The organism is Bradyrhizobium sp. USDA 3650 (genome assembly GCF_054057395.1).
This window is the reverse complement of record NZ_JBSRZG010000001.1, coordinates 1,525,389-1,549,664: the sequence shown is the minus strand read 5'-3', so window position 1 is coordinate 1,549,664 and position 24,276 is coordinate 1,525,389. Positions and strand designations below refer to the sequence as shown.

At 64.6% G+C, this 24,276-nt stretch carries 24 protein-coding genes; 14 read left to right on the top strand and 10 right to left on the bottom strand.

The genetic code is table 11. The annotated features are described in order from the left end of the window. Positions 1-84 precede the first annotated feature (84 nt). The 9 genes from ACVIN2_RS07495 (at position 85) to ACVIN2_RS07455 (ending at position 9,915) form a co-directional block, all read left to right on the top strand. Positions 85-1,053, top strand: a complete 969-nt coding sequence (locus ACVIN2_RS07495) for a Bug family tripartite tricarboxylate transporter substrate binding protein (RefSeq protein WP_456765110.1) — start codon at positions 85-87, stop codon at positions 1,051-1,053. Next, the gene (locus ACVIN2_RS07490) at positions 1,050-1,535 is read left to right on the top strand and encodes a tripartite tricarboxylate transporter TctB family protein (protein ID WP_456765109.1); all 486 of its coding nucleotides are present in this window, start codon (positions 1,050-1,052) and stop codon (positions 1,533-1,535) included. Before ACVIN2_RS07495 ends, ACVIN2_RS07490 begins: the two co-directional genes overlap by 4 nt. Beyond that, a complete protein-coding gene (locus ACVIN2_RS07485) occupies positions 1,535-3,034 on the top strand; it encodes a tripartite tricarboxylate transporter permease (protein WP_027569151.1) in 1,500 nt (499 codons plus the stop codon). Before ACVIN2_RS07490 ends, ACVIN2_RS07485 begins: the two co-directional genes overlap by 1 nt. Before the next feature lie 52 nt (positions 3,035-3,086). After that, on the top strand, positions 3,087-3,887 hold the full coding sequence (locus ACVIN2_RS07480) for an NYN domain-containing protein (protein ID WP_456765108.1): 801 nt from the start codon (positions 3,087-3,089) through the stop codon (positions 3,885-3,887). A gap of 85 nt (positions 3,888-3,972) precedes the next feature. Further along, complete coding sequence (locus tag ACVIN2_RS07475; protein WP_456765107.1) at positions 3,973-5,775, top strand: adenine deaminase; 1,803 nt, start codon at positions 3,973-3,975, stop codon at positions 5,773-5,775. A 153-nt stretch (positions 5,776-5,928) separates the two neighbouring features. Then, positions 5,929-7,719: a glyoxylate carboligase gene (gcl, locus tag ACVIN2_RS07470; RefSeq protein WP_456765106.1), complete on the top strand. Its 1,791-nt coding sequence runs from the start codon at positions 5,929-5,931 to the stop codon at positions 7,717-7,719. An 11-nt stretch (positions 7,720-7,730) separates the two neighbouring features. After that, the gene (gene hyi / locus ACVIN2_RS07465) at positions 7,731-8,516 is read left to right on the top strand and encodes a hydroxypyruvate isomerase (RefSeq protein WP_456765105.1); all 786 of its coding nucleotides are present in this window, start codon (positions 7,731-7,733) and stop codon (positions 8,514-8,516) included. 12 nt (positions 8,517-8,528) lie between these two features. Beyond that, positions 8,529-9,416 carry a 2-hydroxy-3-oxopropionate reductase gene (locus ACVIN2_RS07460; RefSeq protein ID WP_456765104.1) on the top strand — a complete coding sequence of 296 codons (888 nt, stop codon included), beginning with the start codon at positions 8,529-8,531 and terminating at the stop codon, positions 9,414-9,416. Positions 9,417-9,531: 115 nt separating this feature from the next. Then, positions 9,532-9,915, top strand: a complete 384-nt coding sequence (locus tag ACVIN2_RS07455) for a DUF1236 domain-containing protein (RefSeq protein WP_007593296.1) — start codon at positions 9,532-9,534, stop codon at positions 9,913-9,915. A gap of 43 nt (positions 9,916-9,958) precedes the next feature. On the opposite strand, the gene ACVIN2_RS07450 is transcribed toward ACVIN2_RS07455, so the two are convergent. The 3 genes from ACVIN2_RS07450 to ACVIN2_RS07440 form a co-directional block, all read right to left on the bottom strand. After that, positions 9,959-10,336: a VanZ family protein gene (locus ACVIN2_RS07450; RefSeq protein ID WP_456765103.1), complete on the bottom strand. Its 378-nt coding sequence runs from the start codon at positions 10,334-10,336 to the stop codon at positions 9,959-9,961. A 76-nt stretch (positions 10,337-10,412) separates the two neighbouring features. After that, positions 10,413-11,015: a thiamine pyrophosphate-dependent enzyme gene (locus tag ACVIN2_RS07445; protein ID WP_456765102.1), complete on the bottom strand. Its 603-nt coding sequence runs from the start codon at positions 11,013-11,015 to the stop codon at positions 10,413-10,415. Between the two features lie 11 nt (positions 11,016-11,026). Next, positions 11,027-11,593, bottom strand: a complete 567-nt coding sequence (locus ACVIN2_RS07440) for a thiamine pyrophosphate-binding protein (RefSeq protein ID WP_456765101.1) — start codon at positions 11,591-11,593, stop codon at positions 11,027-11,029. 265 nt (positions 11,594-11,858) lie between these two features. Between ACVIN2_RS07440 and ACVIN2_RS07435 the strand changes: the two genes are divergently transcribed. Both ACVIN2_RS07435 and ACVIN2_RS07430 read left to right on the top strand, forming a co-directional pair. Then, complete coding sequence (locus ACVIN2_RS07435; RefSeq protein ID WP_456765100.1) at positions 11,859-12,908, top strand: hydroxyacid dehydrogenase; 1,050 nt, start codon at positions 11,859-11,861, stop codon at positions 12,906-12,908. 156 nt (positions 12,909-13,064) lie between these two features. Beyond that, on the top strand, positions 13,065-13,277 hold the full coding sequence (locus ACVIN2_RS07430) for a hypothetical protein (RefSeq protein ID WP_007608382.1): 213 nt from the start codon (positions 13,065-13,067) through the stop codon (positions 13,275-13,277). Between the two features lie 4 nt (positions 13,278-13,281). Here the strand turns inward: ACVIN2_RS07430 and ACVIN2_RS07425 are convergent, their stop codons facing one another. From ACVIN2_RS07425 to ACVIN2_RS07400, 6 genes are all read right to left on the bottom strand, one after another. Next, complete coding sequence (locus ACVIN2_RS07425) at positions 13,282-13,857, bottom strand: N-acetyltransferase family protein (RefSeq protein ID WP_456765099.1); 576 nt, start codon at positions 13,855-13,857, stop codon at positions 13,282-13,284. Positions 13,858-13,863: 6 nt separating this feature from the next. Then, entirely contained in the window at positions 13,864-16,221 is a 2,358-nt protein-coding gene (locus ACVIN2_RS07420) for an Orn/Lys/Arg family decarboxylase (RefSeq protein ID WP_456765098.1), read from the bottom strand. A 102-nt stretch (positions 16,222-16,323) separates the two neighbouring features. After that, complete coding sequence (locus ACVIN2_RS07415; RefSeq protein ID WP_456765097.1) at positions 16,324-18,528, bottom strand: xanthine dehydrogenase family protein molybdopterin-binding subunit; 2,205 nt, start codon at positions 18,526-18,528, stop codon at positions 16,324-16,326. 7 nt (positions 18,529-18,535) lie between these two features. Next, positions 18,536-19,552, bottom strand: coding sequence for an FAD binding domain-containing protein (locus ACVIN2_RS07410; protein WP_456765096.1), 1,017 nt, complete (start codon positions 19,550-19,552; stop codon positions 18,536-18,538). Next, the gene (locus ACVIN2_RS07405; protein ID WP_456765095.1) at positions 19,549-20,040 is read right to left on the bottom strand and encodes a (2Fe-2S)-binding protein; all 492 of its coding nucleotides are present in this window, start codon (positions 20,038-20,040) and stop codon (positions 19,549-19,551) included. The genes ACVIN2_RS07410 and ACVIN2_RS07405 overlap by 4 nt, the downstream gene beginning before the upstream one ends. 149 nt (positions 20,041-20,189) lie before the next feature. Next, a complete protein-coding gene (locus ACVIN2_RS07400; protein ID WP_456765094.1) occupies positions 20,190-20,669 on the bottom strand; it encodes an Lrp/AsnC family transcriptional regulator in 480 nt (159 codons plus the stop codon). A 134-nt stretch (positions 20,670-20,803) separates the two neighbouring features. Between ACVIN2_RS07400 and ald the strand changes: the two genes are divergently transcribed. Continuing rightward, on the top strand, positions 20,804-21,919 hold the full coding sequence (gene ald, locus ACVIN2_RS07395; protein ID WP_456765093.1) for an alanine dehydrogenase: 1,116 nt from the start codon (positions 20,804-20,806) through the stop codon (positions 21,917-21,919). Positions 21,920-21,928: 9 nt separating this feature from the next. Here ald and ACVIN2_RS07390 read toward each other — a convergent pair whose 3' ends face one another. Further along, entirely contained in the window at positions 21,929-22,564 is a 636-nt protein-coding gene (locus ACVIN2_RS07390) for a DsbA family protein (RefSeq protein ID WP_456765092.1), read from the bottom strand. A gap of 240 nt (positions 22,565-22,804) precedes the next feature. Here ACVIN2_RS07390 and ACVIN2_RS07385 point away from each other — a divergent pair, with 240 nt between their 5' ends. Then, complete coding sequence (locus ACVIN2_RS07385) at positions 22,805-22,984, top strand: hypothetical protein (protein WP_231171117.1); 180 nt, start codon at positions 22,805-22,807, stop codon at positions 22,982-22,984. A gap of 166 nt (positions 22,985-23,150) precedes the next feature. Beyond that, complete coding sequence (locus ACVIN2_RS07380) at positions 23,151-24,209, top strand: YeiH family protein (RefSeq protein WP_456765091.1); 1,059 nt, start codon at positions 23,151-23,153, stop codon at positions 24,207-24,209. Positions 24,210-24,276: the final 67 nt, after the last annotated feature.

Genomic DNA, 24,276 nt, shown 5'->3' with positions numbered 1-24,276 from the left:
CACTGGACAGTGTCGGCCGTTTTGGCTGATATGCGACCAAACGACACGATGCGGCAAACGTCCGCATGAGCCCGGAGACGTCCCATGTTTCAACTTCCCGCGCGCCTCGTCGGCGCAGCCGTCGCGCTGACCCTTGCGGCAGCCACGCCGGCTTTTGCCCAGCAGCTCGAGCTCAAGCTGATGGCACCGGCGGCGCCGGGCGGTGGCTGGGACCAGACCGCGCGCTCGATGCAGCAGGCGCTGGTCGCCGCCGGCGTTGCGCGCAGCGTGCAGGTCACAAACGTTCCCGGCGCAGGCGGCAGTGTCGGCATCGCGCAGTTCGTCAACGGCGCCAAGGGTGACGGCAACCAGCTGATGGTCAACGGCTTCGTCATGGTGGGCGCGCTCGCCATGAACAAATCACCCGTCACGCTCGAGCAGGTGACGCCGATCGCCCGCCTCACCGAGGAAATCCAGGTGATCGTGGTGCCGGCAAATTCGCCGATCAAGACCGCGCAGGATCTGGCCGCAGCCGTGAAGGCGGACATCGCCAAAGTGACCTTCGCCGGCGGCTCGGCCGGTGGCGTCGATCATGTGATGGCGGCATTGTTCGCCGGCGCCGTTGGCGCCGACGCGAAGAAGATCAACTACATTCCGTTCTCGGGCGGCGGCGAGTCGCTCGCCGCCATTCTCGGCGCGAAGGTCACTGCCGGCATTTCCGGCCTCAGCGAATATGATGGGCAGATCAAGTCCGGCAAGCTGCGCGCGATCGGCGTGACCTCGGAGAAGCGCATTCCAGGGAGCGACATCCCGACCTTCAAGGAGCAGGGCATCGACCTCGTGATCGCCAATTGGCGCTCGGTGGTCGCGCCTCCCGGAATCACGCCGGAGCAGCGCAAGATGCTAAGCGACGCGGTCGAGAAGATGGTGAAGTCGGACGCCTGGAAAGACATCCTCAAGCAGAAGGGCTGGGAGGATGCCTATCTCGGCGGCGACGCCTTCGCCGACTTCCTGAAAAAGGAAACCGTGCGCGTCACCGACGTGCTGAGATCAGTTGGCCTGGTCAAGTCATGACCACAGGCGATCCAGCCCAGCCACCGCGGCGCGTCGATCGCGCCGGCATCGTCATCGCCGCGTCGCTCGCGCTACTTGCCGCGGTGCTGGTCTGGGACGCGCGCGGCCTGCAATCGACCACGATGTACGGGATGGGGCCGGAGGCGATGCCGGTCGTGATCGCCACCGGTCTCGCGCTGCTCGCGATCGGCAATCTCGTTGACGCGCTGCGCGGTCATTTGCCGGCGCGCGAGAGCGCCGATCCCGTACCGGTGGTCTTGATCCTCGCGGGCCTTGCGCTGCTGATCGGCATCATCGGCTTCGGCGGCGGGTTCATTCTGGCGACGTCGGCGCTGTTCGTCACGACCTCGGCAGCATTTGGGCGTCGCGCCGTCCTCGTCGATTCCGCCATCGCCCTCGTGATGTCGATCCTCATTTACCTCGCGTTCGACCGGTTGTTGACGTTGAGCCTTCCGGCCGGCCCCCTGGAGCGACTGCTGTGATGGACACCTTCGCCGCGCTGGCGCATGGCATGGCGGTCGCCGTGCAGCCGATGAATCTCCTCTACGCCCTGATCGGCGTGTTCCTCGGCACCGCCGTGGGCGTGCTGCCCGGCATCGGTCCGGCGCTCACGGTCGCGCTGCTGCTGCCGGTGACGTACAAGCTCGATCCCGGCGGTTCGCTGATCATGTTTGCCGGCATCTACTACGGCGGCATGTATGGCGGATCGACCACCGCCATCCTGATCAACACGCCCGGCGAGAGCGCCTCGATGGCGACGGCGCTCGAAGGCAACAAGATGGCCAAGGCCGGCCGCGGCGGGCCGGCGCTCGCGACCTCCGCGATCGGCTCCTTCGTCGCGGGCACGATCGCCACTATCGGGCTTGCCTTTCTCGCGCCGTGGCTGGTCGATTTCGCCGTGCGCTTTGGCCCGGAGGATTATTTCGCGCTGATGTGCGTCGCCTTCGTCACGGTGTCGGCGACCTTCGGCGATTCCCCGATCCGCGGCCTGACCAGCCTGTTCATTGGTCTGACGTTGGGCCTCGTCGGCATCGACAAGCTGACCGGTCAGGCGCGGCTTGCGTTCGGCGTGCCCGAGCTGCTCGACGGCGTCGAGGTGACGACGCTCGCGGTCGGCCTGTTCGCGGTGGGCGAGGCGCTCTACGTCGCATCGCGCCGCCACCACACTGAGGAGAAGCTCGAGCCGGTGCGCGGCTCGCTGTGGATGACCAAGGAAGACTGGAAGCGATCGTGGAAGCCATGGCTGCGCGGCACCATGTTCGGCTTCCCGATCGGTGCGCTGCCCGCCGGCGGCGCGGAAATCCCCACCTTCCTGTCCTATTCCTGCGAGAAGCGGCTGACCAAACACCCCGAAGAATTCGGCAAGGGCGCGATCGAAGGCGTTGCAGGACCGGAGGCCGCCAACAACGCTTCGGCTGCGGGCACGCTGGTGCCGCTCCTGACGCTGGGATTGCCGACCTCGGCGACGGCCGCGATGATGCTGGCGGGCTTCCAGCAATACGGCCTCAACCCGGGGCCGCTGCTGTTCGCCGAGCGGCCTGACCTCGTGTGGGGCCTGATCGCGAGCCTGTTCATCGCCAATTGCATGCTGCTGGTGCTCAATCTGCCGCTGGTCGGTCTGTGGGTGCGGCTGCTGGCGATCCCGCAGCCGTGGCTCTATGCCGGCATCCTCGTGTTCGCGACCATGGGCACCATCGCCGCAAAGCCGTCGGTGGTCGAACTGTCGATGCTGGCCGGCTTCGGCGTGCTCGGCTTTCTGATGCGGCGGTTCGATTTTCCGATCGCACCCGTCGTGGTTGGCCTGATCCTCGGCCCGATCGCCGAGAGCCAGCTGCGTCGCGCGCTCGCGATCAGCCTCGGCGATCCCATGACGCTGCTCCAGAGCCCGATCTCGGCGACGCTGCTTGCGCTGGCGTTGATCGCGCTGCTGGCACCCTTCGTGCTGAAAGGGATGGGACGCTTCAAGGCGAACGAGGACTAGCCATCCCGAGGCGAGCGTCTTCTAATGTTACCTCCATCTCGTGGGAAAAGTCATGCCGTCAGAGCTCCGTTCGCCCCGTCTCGCTGTCCTGATTGATGCCGACAATGCTTCGGCAAAGATCGCCGATGGACTGTTCGAGGAGATTGCCAAGATCGGTGAGGCCAGCGTTCGCCGCATCTACGGCGACTTCTCCAATGCCAGGTCGAGGGGTTGGGCCGACATCCTGTCGAAACACGCCATCATCCCGCAGCAGCAGTTCGCCTATACGACCGGAAAGAATGCGTCGGACATCACCCTGGTCATCGACGCGATGGACCTGCTTCACAGCGGCCGCTTCGACGGCTTTTGCCTGGTGTCGTCGGACAGCGATTTTACACGTCTCGCCGCCCGGATCCGGGAGCAGGGCATCGATGTCTTTGGATTCGGCGAACAGAAGACGCCCGAGAGCTTCCGGCAGGCCTGTCGAAGGTTCGTCTACACGGAGAACCTGCTTCCCGCGTCGGCGAACACCCAGGACGCCGCCTCGCGATCGACGTCGCTTCAGCCGCTTGATGCCGCAACCCCCATCATCAAGAAGGTCATCACCCAGATGGAGAGCGAGGACGGCTGGGTGACGCTCGGGGAGGTCGGTCGCCAACTTGCCAATCTCGCGTCCGATTTCGATCCGAGAACGTTCGGCTTCCGCAAACTGAGCGACCTCGTGCGCAAGACGAATTCCTTCGAGATCGACGAGCAGAACGGGAGGTCGATGCGGATTCGGGTCAAGGCCGCTGCCGCAGCGGCCCCGAGACGACGGAACTCGCGCAGACCCGCGAGGCCGGCGGCGGCAGGCGGTTCGCCGCCTAAGGCGTAAGCAGGGCGTGCCGTTATATTTGCGCTTGCCCGGTCCGGCGCGGAGCGTAACCATCGCAGGGCCATAACGCCACGCGAGGGTCCTGATGACCAGACTTACCCGCTTCGCCGTCGCACCGCTGCATTCGATGACCCGCCGTCTCGCCGATGTGGCCTCGGCGCGTGTCGCGCCGGATCTCGTCGTCACCGGCGCGCGGGTGCTCTCGACCTATTCGGAGCGTATCCACGCGAGCCGCGAGGTCTGGATCACCGGCGGCCGCGTTGCTGCGGTGAAGCCGGCCGGTGCTGCGAAGAAAGTCTTCGGCCACGTGCCGGTTTACGATGCCGCCGGCGGCATTATCGCGCCGGGCCTGGTTGATCCGCACATCCACATCGAATCCTCGATGGTGACGGCCTGCGCCTACGCCGAGGCCGCATTGCTCAACGGCACCACTACGATCTTCTGCGACAGCCACGAGATCGGCAACGTCATGGACGTCGCCGGCGTCGAGGCGATGCTGGAGGACGCGCGCGAGGCGCCGTTGTCGATCTTTTTGACTGTGCCAAGCACGGTGCCGGCCACCTCAGCCGCACTCGAGACCGCGGGCGGCGACCTCACGCCGGACAAGATCGCCGGCCTGTTCGACCGTTGGCCGGAGGCTGTCGGGCTCGGCGAGAAGATGGATTTTGTGCCCGTCACCATGGGGGACGAGCGCAGCCATGCGATCCTCGCCGCCGCCCTGAAGCGCGGGCGGCCTGTATCCGGCCATGTCTATGGCCGCGAGTTCGTTGCGGCCTATGCGGCGAGCGGCGTCACCGATACGCACGAGGCGATCGACCGCGACATCGCTGACGATTTGCTCGATGCCGGCGTCTGGGTGTTCCTGCGCGGGGGACCGCCGACCACACCGTGGCACTCGCTGCCGCAGGCGATCCGCACTATCACCGAGCTCGGCGCTTCGCACAAGCGCACCGCCGTGTGCACCGACGATCGCGACGCCGATGATCTCCTGCTGTTCGGTCTCGACTGGGTGGTGCGGGAGGCGGTGAAGGCGGGAATGTCGCCCGAGCAGGCCTGGTCAATGGGCTCGCTGCATGGCGCCACGCGCTTCAACATGGACAGCGATATCGGCGGGCTCGGGGGCGGGCGCCGGGCCGATCTGGTGCTGATGGACGACAATTTGAAGCCGCAATGCACCTGGTATGGCGGCGAACTCGTGGTCGAAAACCGCAAGATCACGCCGAAGCTCGATCAGGCGCTGTCGCAGCGCTATCAATACCCGCAGGCGGCCTACGCGACTGTGAAGCTGCCGGAGAAGCTGAAGCTGACGCCGGAGCTGCCGCTGAAGGCCTGCACCGTCAACGCCATCAAGACCGCGTTGCCCGGCATCACGCTGATCCATGAGAAGATCGAGATCGAGCCGGCCAAGGATTGGCCGGAATTGTTCGCGCGCTACAGCCTGTGCTTTGTCACGGTGGTCGAGCGCCATGGCAAATCGGCCGGCAATGTCGCCTATGGCCTGTTGAAGGACTTTGGCCTGAAGCGCGGCGCGGTCGCGTCCAGCGTCGGCCATGACAGCCACAACATCATTGTTGCCGGAACCAACGAGGCCGAGATGCAGGTTGCGGTGGCCGCCATCAAGGAGCAACAGGGCGCCGTCTGCCTCGTCGCCGAGGGCAAGGTGAGGGCGCTGGTGCCGCTGCCGATCGCCGGCCTCCTCTCCGACAAGCGCGTCACCGAGGTGGCCGAAGAGGTCAAGGTGCTGAAGAAGGAATGGGCGGAAGCCGGCTGCACCATCCCCTACATGGGCTTCAATTTGATTCCGCTATCGGTCATTCCGGAAATTCGTATCACCGACAAGGGTCTCGTGCTGGTGCCGCAGATGGAGCTGGCGCCGCTGTTCGAGTGATCGCTTTCACGCGTGTCTCGATCTAACTGACTGAAGCTGCCGCGATTTTTCCGCGGCTGCCGCATCGTGGAAAATAAAATCGATCTCGTTGAGTGCAGCCCTCGCGGGCCTGATGATCTCGCTCGAGCCAATGCAACTCAAGCGAGGTCCGATATGGCGAAGATGCGAGCCATCGATGCTGCCGTGCGAATTCTGGAGAAGGAAGGCATCTCGACTGCCTTCGGCGTTCCCGGGGCCGCGATCAATCCGCTCTACTCGGCGCTGAAGAAGCGCGGCTCGATCCGCCACATCCTGGCGCGCCATGTCGAGGGCGCCTCGCACATGGCCGAGGGCTACACGCGGGCCAAGGCCGGCAATATCGGCGTCTGCATCGGAACTTCGGGGCCGGCGGGCACCGACATGATCACCGGGCTCTATTCGGCGATCGCCGACTCGATCCCGATCCTCTGCATCACCGGGCAGGCGCCTCGGGCGCGGCTCTACAAGGAGGATTTCCAGGCCGTTGACATCGAATCGATCGCAAAGCCCGTGACCAAATGGGCGGTGATCGTGCGCGAGCCCGGGCTGGTGCCTCGCGTGTTCAGCCAGGCCTTTCACATCATGCGCTCGGGAAGGCCCGGCCCGGTGCTGATCGACATGCCGCTCGACGTGCAGCTTGCGGAGATCGAGTTCGACGACGAGACCTATGAGCCGTTGCCCATCTACAAGCCCACCGCGACCCGCAAGCAGGTCGAGAAGGCGCTGGAGATGCTCAATGCCGCCGAACGGCCGCTGATCGTCGCGGGCGGCGGTGTGATCAATGCCGACGCGTCCGACCTTCTGGTCGAGTTCGCCGAGATCGCCAACGTGCCGGTCGTGCCAACGCTGATGGGCTGGGGCGCCATCCCCGACGACCACGTGCTGATGGCCGGCATGGTCGGTCTTCAGACCAGCCATCGTTACGGCAATGCCACCATGCTCGAATCCGATTTCGTACTCGGCATTGGCAACCGCTGGGCAAACCGCCACACCGGCTCGGTCGAGACCTACACCAAGGGGCGCACCTTCGTGCATGTCGACATCGAGCCGACGCAAATCGGGCGCGTGTTCAATCCCGATCTCGGCATCGTCTCGGACGCGAAGGCGGCGCTCGAACTGTTCGTCGCCGTCGCCAGAGAGTGGCGCCGGTCAGGCAGGTTGCGCGAGCGCCAGGCATGGCCCGCTTCCTGCCGCGACCGCAAGAAAACGATGTTGCGCAAGAGCCATTTCGATAACGTCCCGATCAAGCCACAGCGCGTCTACGAGGAGATGACTAAGGCCTTTGGCCGTGACACCTGCTACGTCTCCGTGATCGGCCTTTCGCAAATCGCCGGCGCGCAGTTTTTGGGTGTCTACAAGCCGCGCAACTGGATCAATGCCGGGCAGGCGGGACCGCTCGGCTGGACGCTGCCCGCGGCGCTCGGCGTGCGCGCGGCGTGCCCGGATCGCGATATCGTCGCGCTCTCGGGCGACTACGACTTCCAGTTCCTGATCGAGGAGCTCGCGGTCGGAGCGCAATTCAACCTGCCCTACATCCACGTCGTCGTGAACAATTCCTATCTCGGCCTGATCCGCCAGGCCCAGCGCGGCTTCGACATGGATTATCACGTCCAGCTCTCCTTTGAGAACATCAACGCGCCCGAGCTCGGCGGCTACGGCGTCGATCACGTCGCCGTCGCCGAAGGGCTCGGCTGCAAGGCGATCCGCGTCACCAATCCCAAGGACGCGCAGGCCGCGTTCGCCACCGCACGCGAATGGATGGCGAAGTACCGCGTGCCTGTGATGGTCGAGTTCATCCTCGAACGCGTCACCAACATCGCGATGGGCACGGAGATCGACAACATCGTCGAGTTCGAGGAGGTGCTGGATCTGCCGCTCGACGAGGTCGCGACCGCGCGGCCCGGCGTGCTGCAGCCGGCGGAATAGGGAACAGCAACATGCCGAAATTCGCTGCGAACCTCACCATGCTCTTCAACGAGATGCCGTTCGTGGACCGCTTCGGCGCGGCCAAAGCGGCGGGCTTTTCCGGGGTCGAGTACCTCTTCCCCTATGAATTCGACAAGGCGCAGCTGCGCGAGCAGCTCGACAGCCACGGGCTGACGCAGGTGCTGCACAATCTGCCGGCCGGCAATTGGGCGGCAGGCGAGCGCGGCATCGCGGTCCTGCCTGATCGTGTCAGCGAGTTCAGGGACGGCGTGTTTCGCGCCATCGACTATGCCAAGGCGCTCGATTGCGAGCAGCTCAACTGTCTCGTCGGCATCGCGCCTGTCGATGCCGATCCGCGTGATCTCAACGAAACGCTGGTCGGGAATCTGCGCTTTGCGGCGTCGACCCTGGCGCGCGAGAACATCAAGCTTCTGGTCGAGCCGATCAACACGCTCGACATTCCCGGCTTCTTCCTCAACGGCACCGAGCAGGCCGTGCAGCTGATCTCGGAGGTGCGCTCGAACAATCTGTTCATCCAGTACGACATCTATCACATGCAGATCATGGAGGGCGATCTCGCCCGCACCATGCAGGAATATCTGCCGCAGATCGCGCACATCCAGCTCGCCGACAATCCCGGTCGCAACGAGCCCGGCACCGGCGAGATCAACTATCCCTTCCTGTTCCGCCATCTCGACGCGATCGGCTATCGCGGCTGGATCGGTTGCGAATACAAGCCGCGCACCACGACGCTGGACGGCCTGTCCTGGCACGCGGCGCAGACTTTCGAGACCTGAGGAAACTTTGACATGATCGACATCGGCTTTATCGGACTTGGCACCATGGGACGGCCGATGGCCGGTCATCTTTTGGCTGCAGGCCATCGCGTTCTCCTGCACGATGTCGGGCCGGTCGCACCCGAGCTGATCGCCGGCGGCGGCGTTGCCTGCAAGTCAAGCAAGGAGGTTGCGGAGGAGGCGGATGCGGTCATCATCATGGTGCCGGATACCCCGCATGTGGAGGCCGTGCTGTTCGGCAAGGACGGCGTCGCGGGCGGCATTTCCAAGGGCAAGATCGTGGTCGACATGAGCTCGATCTCGCCGCTGGCAACCAAGGAGTTTGCGAAGAAGATCGAGGCGCTCGGCGCGGATTATCTCGACGCACCGGTGTCAGGCGGGGAGGTCGGTGCCAAGGCGGCAAGCCTGACCATCATGGTCGGTGGCCCCGAGCGCGCCTTCAACACCATGAAGCCGATCTTCGACCGGATGGGAAAGAACGTCACCCGGGTCGGCGCCAATGGCGACGGCCAGACGACGAAGGTAGCTAACCAGATCATCGTCGCGTTGACGATCGAGGCGGTCAGCGAAGCGCTGCTGTTCGCGTCGAAAGCCGGTGCGGATCCGGCACTGGTGCGGCAGGCCTTGATGGGCGGCTTTGCGTCGTCGCGGATTCTCGAAGTGCATGGCGAACGCATGGTGAAGCGCAATTTCGATCCCGGCTTCCGCATCGAGCTGCACCAGAAGGATCTCAACCTCGCGCTTGAAGGCGCCCGCGCGCTCGGCCTGTCGCTGCCGAGCACGGCAGTGGCGCAGCAACTGTTCTCGTCCTGCGCCGCGCATGGCGGCAAGGGCTGGGACCACTCGGCGATGGTGCGCGCGCTGGAACTGATGGCGGGCCACGAGATCGCTGCGGCCTGAACTGTTACCGGGTAACAGTCTCCGGTTTTGGTGCGGTCTAGATCGGGCGGGGAACCGGAACAATGATCCGGCCCCGCGGTTGAAGGCGCACAACAATCACTGGAGACATAAGCACATGAAAACCCGTCTTGCGATTTCGTTGGCTGCCGCGTCGCTGCTGGCGTCGAGTGCGGCCTTTGCTCAGTCGACGACCGAAGAGGGCGCCAGGAACGGCGCACGCGCGGGCGGCGACATCGGCGGCCCGGTCGGAGCAATGGTCGGTGGTACCGTCGGTGCAGCCGTGGGCGCCGGCCTTGAAATTCCGAACGCGATCCTGGGCGGAATTCCGCGCGATGATTCCGTCGTGGTTCACGAGCGCGTCGTGGTCGGCGAGCCACTGCCGCCGACCGTGGTGCTGCGGCCCGTGCCGAACTACACCGAATACCGTTATGCGGTCGTGAACGATCGCCGCGTGATCGTGGAGCCGCGCACGCGCCGCGTCGTCAAGATCATCGACTGACCGATCGGAGCGAGAGCTTTGAAGAGACGGGCCCTGCGGAGCATCACTCCGCGGGGCCTTGGCTCGTCAGGGCCGAATTTGCGCGAAACCGCGTCATGGCCCGATCGGCGACGGCCGCCAGCGCAAAGCCGATGCAGGTAGTGCCGGCATCGACCAGAAAGTCCTCCAGCCGCGCATGCCGTCCCGGTGCCCAGAATTGCATCAGTTCGAGCAGGCCGATCAGCACCACCGCGATGGCTGTGGCCGACAGGCGGCGGCGCGGATAGGCGAGGCCGAAGGCTAGTCCCACCAGGACGAAGGCAAGGGCATGTTCGCCGTCCTGGCCGAGGTCGGAATGGGGCCGCAGGCCGGGCGGGCCAAGGGTTGCAAAGGCGACGGCGGCGGCAAGCAGCCAGGCAGAGGAGCGAACGAAAATGGACATCCGCACCGCTTAGCACGGATTGCAGCAGGCTGCCGAGCCGCCAGGATCAGATCGCCGTGTAGTTAATGACGAAACGTTAAAGTGGCTCGCGCACGCCAAGGCCGTGCATGAAGCGTTCCCGGATTTGTACGGGATCGCGTCGGGTGGCGCCGGCGCCCGGCTTGTCATCGATACGAACGGCGATCAGGCTCGGCTCGCCAGCGGACATGGCTTTCTCAATCAGACGCTCGAAATCCTCCTCGTCCGCGGCCCAGGCGCTGTTGGCAAGCCCGGAGCCGGTCGCGATGGCAACGATGTCAGCCACGTTCGCGGCCGGTGTCGGCTGCGCGCCGGTGATCTGATAGATGCCGTTGTCCATTACGATCATGGTGAGGTTCTTCGGCTTCAACGCCGCGATCGTCGAGAGCGCGCCGAGCTGCATCAGCAGCGAGCCGTCGCCTTCGAGCGCGAAGACGCGCCGGTCCGGCTGCGCCAGCGCCACGCCCAGCGCGATCGGGAAGGCGAGCCCCATGCTGCCGAGCATGTAGAAATTCTGCGGACGGTGGCCGGCGGCCCAGAGGTCGAAATTGGTATTGCCGATGCCACCGATCACGGCTTCCTCGTGCTCGAGTTTCGCGATCAGGCGCGAGGTGACGTCGAAGCGGTTCATCACTTTGGTGTTGCGCGCGTCTGTATTCATATGCGCCGGCCTCACTTGTCGAACACCTTGCCGCCCGTGAGCAGCGGGTTGAGGATCAGGGCCACCGGGGCCTGCGTCGTGACGGCCTGCTTGATCGAACGGTCGGCAATGAATTCGAGCTCGTCGAGCCGAGTGATGGTGTGATGCTCCAGCGCCAGCGAATCCAGCACCGGACGCATGGTGCGGCAGACCAGTGACTGGCCGTAGTTGAATTCGCCGAGCGTGCCGCGCTCGGACACGAACATGATCAGTGGAATCTGGTAGGGCACCGCGAGCGAGGCCAGCACGTTGGCGAGCGTCGCAAAGCCCGAGGTCTGCATCAGCACCGCGCCCCGCCGTCCGCCCATCCAGGCGCCCGAGATGATGCCGACGGCCTCCTCCTCGCGGGCGGTGGCAAAGGTGGTGAAGAAGGGATCGGCGTGCAGGTTCTTGATCAGCGGCGTCAGCACGCGGTCGGGCACGTAAGGGACGAGGCTGATCTCGTTCCGCTTCAGGGTTTGCAGGACGATGCCGTGCCAGCTGTTGTCACTGGAGGTCTGCGCCGCCTCGGACGAGGCTTGTTGCTCCGCAATCGCCATTGCGTTCTCCCTTCGGCCGCGCAGCTTCTTGATGTTTTGCCTTTGTCGTGGCCATCGTCTTGGCCGTCGCGGCGGTCTGCCGAACTTGACGCAGGCAGCGGGATTGTCAACATGTCCGGGCTGCACCGTGATCTGCGCCAGACGACCTGCCGCGGCCGGTGCCGCCGTGTCATAAGCGGCAAAACAAGAGAACGGAGGAACGCATGACAGGAGCGCGCGAAGCGCTGGCCCTGCGGATCTCCTGGAGAGAGCCGGAAGGGTCCTGATGTCCGTCAACAGCAAGCGCGTCTTCTACGTCAAATATCTGGCCAACCCGATCTACATCGACATCCTGAAGGCGCGGCCCGACGTCCGGCTCGATCGCATCGAGAACGAGAGCCCCGCGGAATATTTCGCGCCGATCATCGAAGCGGCTCATGTCTACCAGATCGGCGCCGCCCGTGACGAACTGGCCCCGCACTTCCATGTCGATGCTGCCTTCCTGAAGCGCGCGCCGAACCTGCTGCTGGTCTCCAGCAACGGCGCGGGATTCGATCCTGTCGACGTTGAGGCCTGCACCGATGCCGGCGTGCTGGTCGTCAACCAGTCCGGCGGCAACGCCCATTCCGTCGCCGAGCATGCGCTGGCGATGATGCTGACGCTGTCCAAGCGCATCATCCAGTCCGATCGCAAGCTCCGCAGGGAGTCCAACGTCAACCGCAACGAACTCGTCGGCAACGAGATCGAGCACAAGACCGTCGGCATCATCGGCCTCGGCAATGTCGGTCGCCGCATCGCCGCGCTGTGCAAGGGCCTGTTCGGCATGAAGGTGCTGGCCTACGATCCTTACCTGACGGCCGAGGTGATGGCCGAGCGGGGCGGCGAGAAGGTCGAGCTCGACGAGCTCTTGCGCCGCGCCGATTTCGTCTCGATCTCCTGTCCGCTCGACAAGGGCAGCCGCAACATGATCAGCGTGCGCGAGTTTGGATTGATGCAGCCGCATGCGTACTTTATCACCACGGCGCGCGGATTCATTCACGATGAAGATGCGCTGCTCCAGGCCTTGCGTGACAAGCGCATTGCGGGTGCCGGTCTCGACGTCTGGTCCAAGGAGCCGCCGCCGCCGGAGCATCCGCTGCTCCAGCTCGACAATGTGCTGGCGAGCCCGCATACCGCCGGCGTCACGATCGAGGCGCGGCAGAACATGGGCCGCATCGCGGCCGAGCAGGTGCTGGATACGCTGGACGGCAAGCGCCCGCCGCGCATCATCAATCCGGAGGTCTGGCCACGCTATGCCGAGCGTTTCAAGCAGGCGTTTGGTGTGACGCCGGCGTAGTCGGCAGTCGCTTTGTCCTTCCGTGGGCGGCGCTCCTGCTGCCTAATGATCGGCGGACGGGAACCGCGCCCGACTTTGATCCGCGTCAAAATCTCCCTCCCGGATTCCGCCTAAATGGGATTAGAGTGAGCGCCGCCGGGGCAGGCAGGAGGTCCCATGTCAACTTATGTGGTCAGGTTCATGAAGGACGTGCTCGGCCAGTACGGCCGGCAGATCGAGGTGTGCCAGGGCACGCTCGAGATCGACGCTTCCGACGAGGACGAAGCCAGAGAGCGGGCGAAGGCAAGGTTTTGCGAGGACCAGGCGTTGCACCACTGGTCGTTGCATGCCGACCGCATCCAGGTCAGACCGGCTGACTTTCCGTCGTGAGCGCCTAGCGCCGGGGCGCCGTGACAGGTGGCGCAGTGACGCCAGCGCCGAGCGAGCGCTGTACCATGACGGTGTCGGACCAGTGACCGTGGCGATAGGCGACACCACACAGAAGGCCGGCGCGCGCGAAACCGAACTTCTCGTGCAACGCCAGCGAGGGCGCATTGTCGGCATCGATATAGCCAATCATCTGGCGGAAGCCGGCGGCTGCACAAGCATCGATCAATTCCTGGAGCAACAGCCGTCCGACCCCGCGGCCAAGATGCTCGTGGTGGACGTAGATCGAATGCTTGGCGGTGTAGCGATAGGCTGGACGCTTGCGGAACAGCACGGCGTAGGCATAGCCCACGACTTCGCCGCGGTAGGCCGCGACCAGATGCGGCAGGCGGGTCTGCTTCAGGTTCTTGCGCCGGTCGCGCAGATCGTCCGGCTCGGGCGCACCGGTTCCCTCGACGTCGCGCGGCACGCCGTTGCGGACGTGATGGCGGTAGATCGCCAGCATCGCCTCGACATCGCTCTCGCGTGAGGGCCGTACCAGGACCGGCCCGTCATCCGGGCGCGCAATCGCAGTTTCGTTCATCGGCACCTACTCGGTAACGACGTAAGTATAGAGCCCGATGCGCCCCTGCGCATCGATCTCCTTGTAGACGCCCTGGATTTCCACGTCGAAGCCCGGGAACGTGTTGAAGCAGGTCTCGAACATCTTGAGATAATCCAGCATGGGCTTGGCCCGTTCCGTCAGCCGCTCGCCGGGCACGATGGTGGCGATGCCGGGGGGATAGACCACGAAGGGTGTGGTGGCGATACGGCCCGTGATCGCCTCGATCGGCAGATAGTCGACATCGTTGCGGAACAGGTAGCGCGCGGCATCGCGGGGCGACATCACGATGTCAGGCATATGCTCGGGCATGAACTGTCGCGCCTGAAGCGCGCTGACGTCGGCGGCGCGAAAGAAGCGGTGCATCTCGCCGCAGAGGTCGCGCAGCCGCACGCCGGCATAGCGCGCCTGCCGCCGCTGGGAGAACTCCGGGATAACGTCCGCAAGCAGCGCATTGTCGTCGTGCAGCCTCTTGAAGGCGACGAGACCAGAGATCAGCGTGCCCGCCTTGCTTGCCTCGACGCCCGGGGTAAGCAGGAAGAGCAAGGAGTTGAGGTCGTTCTTCTCGGGGACGATGCGGTTCTCGCGCAGATATTGCGCGACGACCGGGGCGGGGATGCCGTGATCGACATAGCCGCCGGTGATGCGATCGAAGCCGGGCGTGAGCAGCGTCAGCTTGTTCGGATCGGTCATGGCGAAGCCCTCGCTGAGGCCAGGGAAGCCATGCCAGGCGCTGTCGGGGGAGAGCTGCCACAGCGCAGGATTGGTGGCGAGCTCGTCGGTGGAGAGTGTTTCCCAGGCGACGTTGTGCGAAGCGCCGGCGTGGCTGACATCGGGAATGGCGACGCGATCGGGGACGAAGGGTTCGAAGAACCAGCGCCTGTCCGGATTCTGCTCCTTCTCCTCGAACTCCCTGCGCATCGCGCGGATCTTCTTGCGCAGCTCGACGCCGAGCCGGATGGTGTCGTCCCACAGCACTTCGCCGGAGCGGCCCTTCATCATCTGCGCGCCGACGTCGAGCGAGGCGAACAGCGGGTAGAATGGCGACGTGGAAGCGTGCTGCATGAAACTTTCATTGAAGCGGCGGTGCTCGACGCGTCGCTTCTGGCCGCGGATGTGACGATCCTTGATGTGGATTTGGGATGCCTGCGAGAAGCTCGCGAGCTGCTTGTGGGTCGACTGCGTCGCGATGATCCCGGGTGCCTCGGGGGGAAGGTTCGCCAGCCCCATGGCGAAGCGGCCTGCATAGAGCGGGTGGAACTTCATGAAGCCTGCCCAGGCCTCGTCGAACAGGATATACTCGCAGAGATGGCCGATGCGCTTCAAGATCATCTCGGCGCTGTGGATGGTGCCGTCATAGGTGCACTGCTCGACCACGGCGACGCGGAACGGCCGCTCCTTGCGCCAGGCGTCCTTGTCCGTGACCAGGGGATGATTGCGGATTGCCTCGCGCAAGGCTTTTTCGTCGAGCATATCCCAGCGCATCGGGCCGATCAGGCCCCAGGCATTGCGGATGGTCGGCACGTAGACCGGGACGCCGCCATTGATCATCAGCGCGCCGTGATGGGCAGCCTTGTGGTTGTTGCGGTCGAACAGTACGAGATCGCCGTCGGTGACGAGGGCGCCGAGCGCAACCTTGTTCGAGGTCGAGGTCCCGTTGAGCACGAAATAGGTCTTTTCGGCGCCAAAGATCTGGGCGGCTTCCTTCTGTGCCTTCAACGCCGGTCCTTCATGGGTGAGGAGGTCACCGAGGTCGAGCACGGAATTGTCGAGATCGTCGCGAAATACGGACTCGCCGAGATGTTCGACGAAGACCCGTCCGATCGGGCTGCGGTTGTAGAACACGCCGCCATTGTGGCCCGGACAGGTCCATAGCTGGTTGCCCTCCTCGGCATAGTCGACCAGCGCGCCGAAGAACGGCGTCTTCAGCGTCTCTGCATATTGCTTCAGACGGCTGATCAGGTTCTTGGCGATGAAGGTCGGTGTCTCCTCGGACAGGAAGACATAACCGTCGATGAAGTCGAGCACCTCGACCGGGAGATCCTCGAACCGCTTGCGCCGGATCAGGAGGATGATCGGGAAATCGAGGCCGCGCCGCCGCATCAAGTTGATCAGCGCCGAGGTCTTGCCCTCCAGGCCCTTCTTGCCCCAATCCACCACCATGCAGCCGATCGCGGCATCGGTCTGCACCGCCATCTCCGCGTCCTCCAGCTTGCGGGCGCGAACGACCTCGAAGCCGGAACGCTGGATCTCCTCGATGATCTGGTTGAAGCGCACGCCTTCGAGGTCGTCGGCGTCGAACACAGGTGCGGCAAACAGGAAGTTGAAGCGCTTGAAATAATCCATTGTCCATCCCGAATGTGCGAGACCGACAGGTCTCGACACATTTGATGACAGCTGGATGACAGCGGGCGCGATCCCGAGCGGGCCGGTCGGATGACCGGCGTCTCAGTCGAGAAGCTTGTCCAATGTGATGGGGAAGCGGCGGATGCGCTTGCCGGTGGCGTGATAGACGGCGTTTGCGATCGCCGCGGGGACGCCGACAATGCCGATTTCGCCAATGCCCTTGATGCCGAGCGCGTTGATGTGCGCGTCCGGCTCGTCGACGAAGATCACGTCGATGTCGCGAACATCTGCATTCACCGGGATGTGGTACTCGGCGATGTTCGCGTTCATGATCCGTCCGAAGCGGTGATCCATCACCGTCTCCTCGTGCAGGGCCATCCCGATCCCCCAGACCACGCCGCCCATGATCTGGCTGCGGCCGGTCTTGGTGTTGAGAATCCGTCCGGCCGCGACGGCGCTCACGACCCGCGTCACGCGAATGACGTTTAGCTCCTCGTCCACCTTGACCTCGGCAAAGACGGCCGAATGGGTATTGCGCGCGTGCTTCTTGTCCTCATCGAACTGGTTGAGCTTCTCCTTCTCGATACGTTCGACGCCGCCATGGCGCATCGCGTCGGCGATCGAGACTGCGCGGCTGTTGTCGCTGGCGCTGGCAATGCTGCCGTCGATCAGGACCGTATCGGCCAACGCGGTGCCGGCGAGCGGCGAGCCAGGGATTTTCCCGGCCAGACCTAACACCTCCTTGCGCACCTCCTCGGCGGCTGCGAGCACCGCATGTGCGCTCGAGGCAGCCATCCAGGAGCCGCCCTCGACAGGCGCCTGCGGCAGGGTGGAATCTGCGAGCCGGACGCTGATGTTCTCGATCGGCAGGCCGAGTGCGTCGGCCGCGACCTGCGCCACAATGGTGTAGGTGCCGGTGCCGATGTCGGATGCGGCACATGACACCTCGGCATGTCCGTTCGACGTCAGCACGATACGGACGGCAACCGGCATCTGCAGTGCTTCCCACACGCCTGTCGCCATGCCCCAGCCGACCAGATCCTTGCCGTCGCGCATCGAGCGCGGCGCAGGATTGCGGCCGCTCCAGCCGAAGGCGTCCGCGCCGCGCGCGTAGCATTCGCGCAATTGCTTGCTGGTGTAAGGGAGGTTTTCGCTCTGATCGCGGTCCGAGTAGCACTTCAGCCGCAGTTCGACCGGATCGAGCTTGAGAGCAACGGCAAGCTCGTCCATGGCACATTCGAGCGCGCAGACGCCCGACGCCGCGCCCGGTGCGCGCATGTCGCAGGGCGTGGAGACGTCAAGGTGAACCAGCTTGTGGGAGAAGCGGCTGTTCGGGCTCTTGTAGAGCTGTTCGGCCCAGCCGGTATCGTTGCGGGCAAAATCCTCGTAGCGCGAGGTGACGGCAATGGCCTCGTGCGTGACCGCGTCGAGCGTACCGTCCGATTTTGCGCCGAGCCCGACGCGCTCGATGGTCATCGGCCGGTAGCCGAGCCCGTACATCTGCTGGCGCGTCAGCACGACGCGAACGTTTCGCTTCAGCGCGAGCGCGCCGAGCGTTGCCAGCACCACCTGATATTGCGGCCGCAAGCCGGAGCCGAAGGCGCCGCCGACGTATGGCGAGACCACGCGAATGTCATCCGGCTTCTTGTCGAACACGCCGCATAGAAACTTGTGGACGTTCTGGACGCCTTGGGTCTTGTCGTAGATCGTGAGCTTGCCATTGCTGTCCCAGACCGCCGTGGTCGCGTAGAGCTCCATCGGGTTGTGATGCTCGGTCGGTATCACGTAGTCCGCCTCGTGGCGCACATCAGCTTCCGCAAGGGCGGCTACGGCGTCGCCCCGCGGCTTGTGCGGCTTGTCTTTTTCGGCCGCGTTGCTGCGCTCGCCTTCGAGGTCGGTCGCAAAACCATGCTGCTCATATTCGACCCGCACGAGCGTCGCTGCAAATTTCGCGGTTTCCCAGTCCTCCGCGACGACCAGTGCGATCGGCTGGCCGTTGAACTTGATCTTGTCATCATAAAGCGGACGGAAAGGCGAGCCTTCCTCGGGCGCAACCTCGTCCTTCCACGCCTCGTCCTTGTCGGCCAGCGGCGGACGGTTCGCATGCGTGAGCACCTCGAGCACGCCCTCGACCTGCTGTGCCGCGCCGGTGTCGAGGCGGACAATGCGCCCGCATGGAATGGTGGCCTCGACAACGAAGCCATGGAGGAGCCTGTCGGCCGGAAATTCGCCGGCGTATTTAGCGGCCCCGGTGACCTTGGCCCGGCCGTCGACACGCGACGTCGGCGTTCCCACATAAGCGTTCATAGGGTCCTCACGCGATCTTCTTGTGGGCCTGGGATTGCGGCGTGGCGTTCGCCGCCTGTGTCAGCGTCCGCACGATGGCGCGGCGTGCGAGCTCGATCTTGAAGCCGTTATGTGAGCGGGCCGTTGCTCCCTGGAGCAAGAGATCCGCGGCATGCGAGAAGTGATCGGGCGTCGCGGCCTGGCCGCGCAGGCCCGCTTCGGCCTCGAGGCTGCGCCATGGCTTGTGAGCCACGCCGCCGAGCGCCACGCGCGCCCCGCTGATCGCGTTGCCTTCCAATTCGAGCGCGGCCGCAACCGAGACCAGAGCAAAGGCATAGGACATGCGGTCGCGAACTTTGAGATAGCTGTAGTTCTGGGCAAAGCCCCGCGGCGGCAGCTCGATCGCCGTGATGATCTCGCCGGTGCCGAGGTTGGTATCGACATGAGGCTTGTCGCCGGGCAGCCGGTGGAAATCGGTCAGCGCGATGGTGCGTTCGCCGGAGGGACCCGCGATGTGCACGAGCGCATCCAGCGCGGCCAGCGCCACGCTCATATCGGATGGATTGGTCGCGATGCAGACGGCGCTCGTGCCCAGGATCGCATGATTGCGGTTCAGCCCGTCCATCGCCGAGCAGCCGCTGCCGGGATGCCGCTTGTTGCAAGGCGTAGCCGTGTCATAGAAATAGGCGCAACGCGTTCGTTGCATCAGATTGCCGCCAACGGAGGCCATGTTGCGCAATTGCGCCGAGGCGCCGGCCAGAATGGCGCTGGCGAGCAGGGGGTAGCGCTGCTCGATCAATGGATGGTAGGCGAGGTCCGAGTTCGGCACCAGGGCGCCGATGCGCAAGGACCCGTCGGTCGTCTCCTCGACCTTGCGCAGCGGCAGGCGAGAAATGTCGATCAGCCGGGAGGGGCGTTCGACATTCTCTTTCATCAGGTCGATCAGATTGGTGCCCCCGGCGATCAGCTTGGCGCCGGGATCGGCGGCGAGCAGGCGGATCGCGTCGGCGACATCAGTGGCTCGGGCATACTGGAAATTGTTCATGGCTGGCCCATTGCCTGCTGGATGGCGGCGACGATGTTCGGATAGGCGCCGCAGCGGCAGAGATTTCCGCTCATGAGCTCCCGGATCTCGTCGGCCTCCCGGGCACGGCCTTCGACGAGCAGTCCGGCTGCCGAACATATCTGTCCCGGCGTGCAATAGCCGCACTGGAAGGCGTCATGGTCGATGAAAGCCTGTTGCACGGGATGCAGCGCGCCGTCCTTGCCAAGGCCTTCGATGGTCGTGATCTCCGCGCCGTCCTTCATGACGGCGAGCGTGAGGCACGAATTGACGCGCCGGCCATCCACCAGCACCGTGCAGGCGCCGCACTGACCATGATCGCACCCCTTCTTGGTGCCGCTCAGCGCGAGATGGTCCCGCAAGGCGTCGAGCAGCGTGGTCCATGGCACGAGATCGAGCGTGTGACTGACGCCGTTGACGACAAGATGGATCGGAATGCGTTCGGAAATCTGATGCGTGACATCGCCCATGTCCTGCTCCCTGCGACGGCGACCGTGCCGGACGTCAGCCGTGTTGACGCGGGGCACGCCTCCGCCGGCCAATAGCGCCCAACGGACCACCGACCGGTTGGTTCCTTTTGATTCCCTTGCCGGCAGTTCGCCTTTCCGAGAGGTCGCGGTCAGCGTTTTGCTTCGCCGAACACCACATTCGGCACCGCGCGGTTGACGACCTCGCGCAGCGCGAAGCTCGATTGTACCCGCGCCACGCGCGGCAGGCGCGACAGCTCCATGCGGTGGATGCGCTCGAAATCCTGGATGTCGCGGGCGAGCACGATCAGGATGTAGTCGTCGGTCCCCGACATCAGGAAGCAGCGCACGACGGACGGGCATTTCACCACTTCCGCCTCGAACGCCTTCAACGCCTCGTCGCTTTGGCTCTCCAGCGCGATGCGGACCAGCACCGTGGTGGTGAGGCCGAATTGGGCGAGGTCGAGCGCGGCTTGATAGCCCTGGATGTAGCCGTCGTCCTCGAGCGCCTTCTGGCGCCGCGCGAGCGCGGTGCTTGATAGCCCAACCTTGTTGGCGAGCTCGGTGTGGCTGGCCCGCGCATTGGTCGTGAGTTCCGCGAGGATGGCGAGATCTTTCCGGTCCAGGGCCAAAGTTTCGTTTCCAGCGTGAAAGGGCGTTTGGGCGCCGGAAACCGGCGCAGGGAGGCCAAAGCTAGCGGATATTTGCACGAAACCAAACCGGGCAGGTCGCTACGATCATGAGGTGAATCAAAAGGAGGCCAGGGATGCGCGTCGGTGTGCCCAAGGAAATCAAAGTGCAGGAATATCGCGTCGGGCTCACCCCGGGTGCGGTCCGCGAATATGTCGCCGCGGGGCACGAGGTGACGGTCGAGACCGGTGCGGGCGGCGGCATCGGCGCGTCCGACGAAGTCTATAGGCGGGCAGGGGCCGCCATTGCCGACGGCGCGCGCGACATATTCGCGAACTCCGACATGATCGTGAAGGTGAAGGAGCCGCAGAAAAGCGAGTGGGCGCAGCTCCGCGAAAGCCAGATCCTGTTCACTTATCTCCATCTCGCGCCGGATCCCGAACAGGCCAGGGGTTTGCTCGCCTCCGGCTGTACTGCGATCGCCTATGAAACCGTCACCGACGCGGCCGGTCACCTCCCCCTGCTCGCGCCGATGAGCGAAGTCGCCGGCCGCCTCGCCATCGAGGCTGCCGGCGCCGCGCTTAAGCGTTCGGCCGGCGGCCGCGGGCTGCTGCTGGGCGGCGTTCCTGGTGTGCAGCCGGCGCGGGTCGTCGTGCTCGGCGGCGGCGTAGTGGGAACGCAAGCCGCGCGCATGGCCGCGGGCCTTGGCGCCGAAGTCACCGTGATCGACCGCTCTATTCCTCGGTTGCGGGAGCTCGATGATCTCTTCGCCGGGCGTGTACGCACCCGCTTCTCCACCATCGAATCAGTTGAGGAGGAGGTGTTCGCTGCCGACGTCGTGATCGGTGCGGTGCTGGTGCCGGGCGCAAGCGCGCCCAAGCTCGTCACCCGTGCGATGCTGACATCGATGCGACCGGGCGCGGTGCTGGTCGACGTCGCGATCGATCAGGGCGGCTGCTTCGAGACCTCGCACCCGACCACGCATGCCGATCCGACCTATCTGGTCGACGGCATCGTGCATTATTGCGTGGCTAATATGCCCGGCGCGGTGCCGGTGACGTCGAGCCAGGCGCTGAACAACGCGACGTTGCCGTTCGGCTTGATGCTCGCGAACAAGGGTTTTGCTGCGGTGCTGGAAAATCCACATCTCCGCAACGGACTGAATGTGCATCGCGGCCGCATCACCAACATGGCGGTAGCGGAGAGCCTCGGGCTGGAGTTTGCTCCGGTGGGGAGCGGGCTGGCGGCGTAGCGTTGCTGCTCATACCGGCTTGCGATGACGGCTGCCGAGCGCGGCCTCGATCGTCTCAGGCTTCTCGATGCGTTCGATCAACGTGTCGATGCGGTCGCCGCCCCAGAACAGCTCGTCGTTGAATACCATGGTCGGCACGCCGAACACGCCGAGCGCTTCGGCCTCGTCGATGATGCGGTCGTGTTCGGCGCGGGCAGGGCCGTGGACGTAAGCTTCGAACTCACTGGCTGAGCCACCGCAGGACGTGATGACGTCGGTGACTGCGGCGAGATCGTCGATCTCGAGCTCATGGCTCCAGAACCGACGAAACACCGTGTCGTGATAAGGCCGGAAGAAGCCGTGCTGTTGGGCGAACAGCATGCCGACGCTGGAATAGAACGCGTCGTAGATCCGCCGGGGCCCTTTCATGACGAGCCCCTGCGCATTGGCATAGCGCCGAGCGTCCATATAGGCGTAGCGCACCTTGCGCCAGAAATGAGGCGTGCGCTCTTCCACGGTCCCCATGAATTCGGCAACGCGCAGCGTATAGGGCAGCCATTCGAGCTCGACGCCGTGCGTCTCCTGCAGTTCGAATAGGCGCTTGTTGGCCACGAACGCGTAGGGGCTCTTGTAGTCGGTGTAGACGCGCACGCGGGGGTTTGGCATTGGCAGATTCCTTTCATACCCGCGGCGCTACCTGCTCGCCGTGGCGCCGGTGCTAAAATAGGCCGGAAGAAGAAAACTATTGCCCCGGGTCCGTCCGGCGGAAGGAGTTTCCCCTCCGGGAGTTAAAAAAGCCAATCGCTTCCATTGCTGTTTGGGGCCGAAACGACGACATTTCCATCAGAAATTGATGGATTGACTGCTATGGAACGCACCAGGTTTGAGCCTTTCGGCGAGCAATTGGTGTCCGCAACGGACACCCAGCCGCGCTCGCGCGGGTCAAAGCTGCTGCTGCGGGTCGGCACTGGCCTGTTCTGGTCGCTGGTCGCTGGCATCGTGCTCGCGCGTGCGGCCTTTTTCGAGCCCGGCGTCTATGACGGCTTCAGCCGCGTCGCCTCGCTGGCCAAGAGCCTTATCTTCTAAGGGCGCCTGATCTTCTAAGGCGCGCCTGACCTTCTAAAGGGCGCCTGGCCTTCCGAGCCGGATTATTCGGGCGAAGGATAGAACTTCCCTCGGCCCTGATATGTCGAAAACTTATTTCCCAATCGGATGGCGCTGCGTATAAATCCTTCTCCTTGGGGAGAGATTTGTGTCGCAGAATCAAGCATCCAGCCCGGCCGACGCCAAGCCGACCACGGCCACTGGCCGCATCGTCGCGCTGATTCCCGGGATCCTCCTCTGCATCGCCGTGGCCGGTGTTTCGGCCCTGCTCGAACGGGCGGAATTGGGCGTCTTCGAGCATCCCTACGTCGAGGCGCTGGTGATGGCGATCTTGCTCGGCATGGCCGTGCGCAGCTTCTGGAAGCCCGCGCCGCGCTGGCAGTCCGGCATCGCCTTCAGCGCCAAGCAGCTGCTCGAAGTCGCCGTCATGCTGCTGGGGGCCTCGATCAGCTTTGCTGCTATCGCGGCGTCCGGCGTCGCGCTGTTGGCATCGATCGCGGCCGTCGTCGTGGTCGCGCTCTGCGTTTCCTTCGGCATCAGCCGCCTGCTTGGTCTCTCGACGCGGCTCTCGATCCTGATCGCCTGCGGCAACTCGATCTGCGGCAACTCGGCGATTGCGGCGGTGGCGCCGATCATCGGCGCCAACAATGACGAGATCGCATCCTCGATCTCCTTCACCGCCATCCTCGGCGTGATGATGGTGCTCGGCCTGCCGCTGCTGATCCCGCTGCTGCAGCTATCGGCCACGCAATACGGCATCCTCGCAGGCCTCACCGTCTATGCCGTGCCGCAGGTGCTTGCGGCGACTGTGCCGGCGGGGCTCGTCTCGACGCAGATCGGCACGCTCGTCAAGCTGATGCGCGTCCTGATGCTCGGGCCGGTCGTCGTCGGCCTCTCGCTGACGGCTTCGCGCTGGCACAACGAGGCCAAGAAGACCAATGTCGGCTTTTTCCGCCTGGTCCCGTGGTTCATCCTCGGCTTCCTTGCGCTGGCGACCCTGCGCTCGCTCGAGATCGTGCCGTCCACGGTGGTTGCGCCGATCACGCGGATCACGGGTTTTCTCACGGTGGTGTCGATGGCCGCGCTTGGCCTGGGTGTCGATGTGAAGGTGCTTGCCAATGTCGGGGGGCGGGTGACGGCGGCCGTAACGTTGTCGCTGCTGCTCCTGCTCGGCATCAGCATCGCACTGGTGCACTGGTTCAAGTGAGGGAAGCAAGGTGCCGCACACTCCGCTTCCTTCTCCCGCAAGGGGAGAAGGGAAGTAAGAGGGTAAG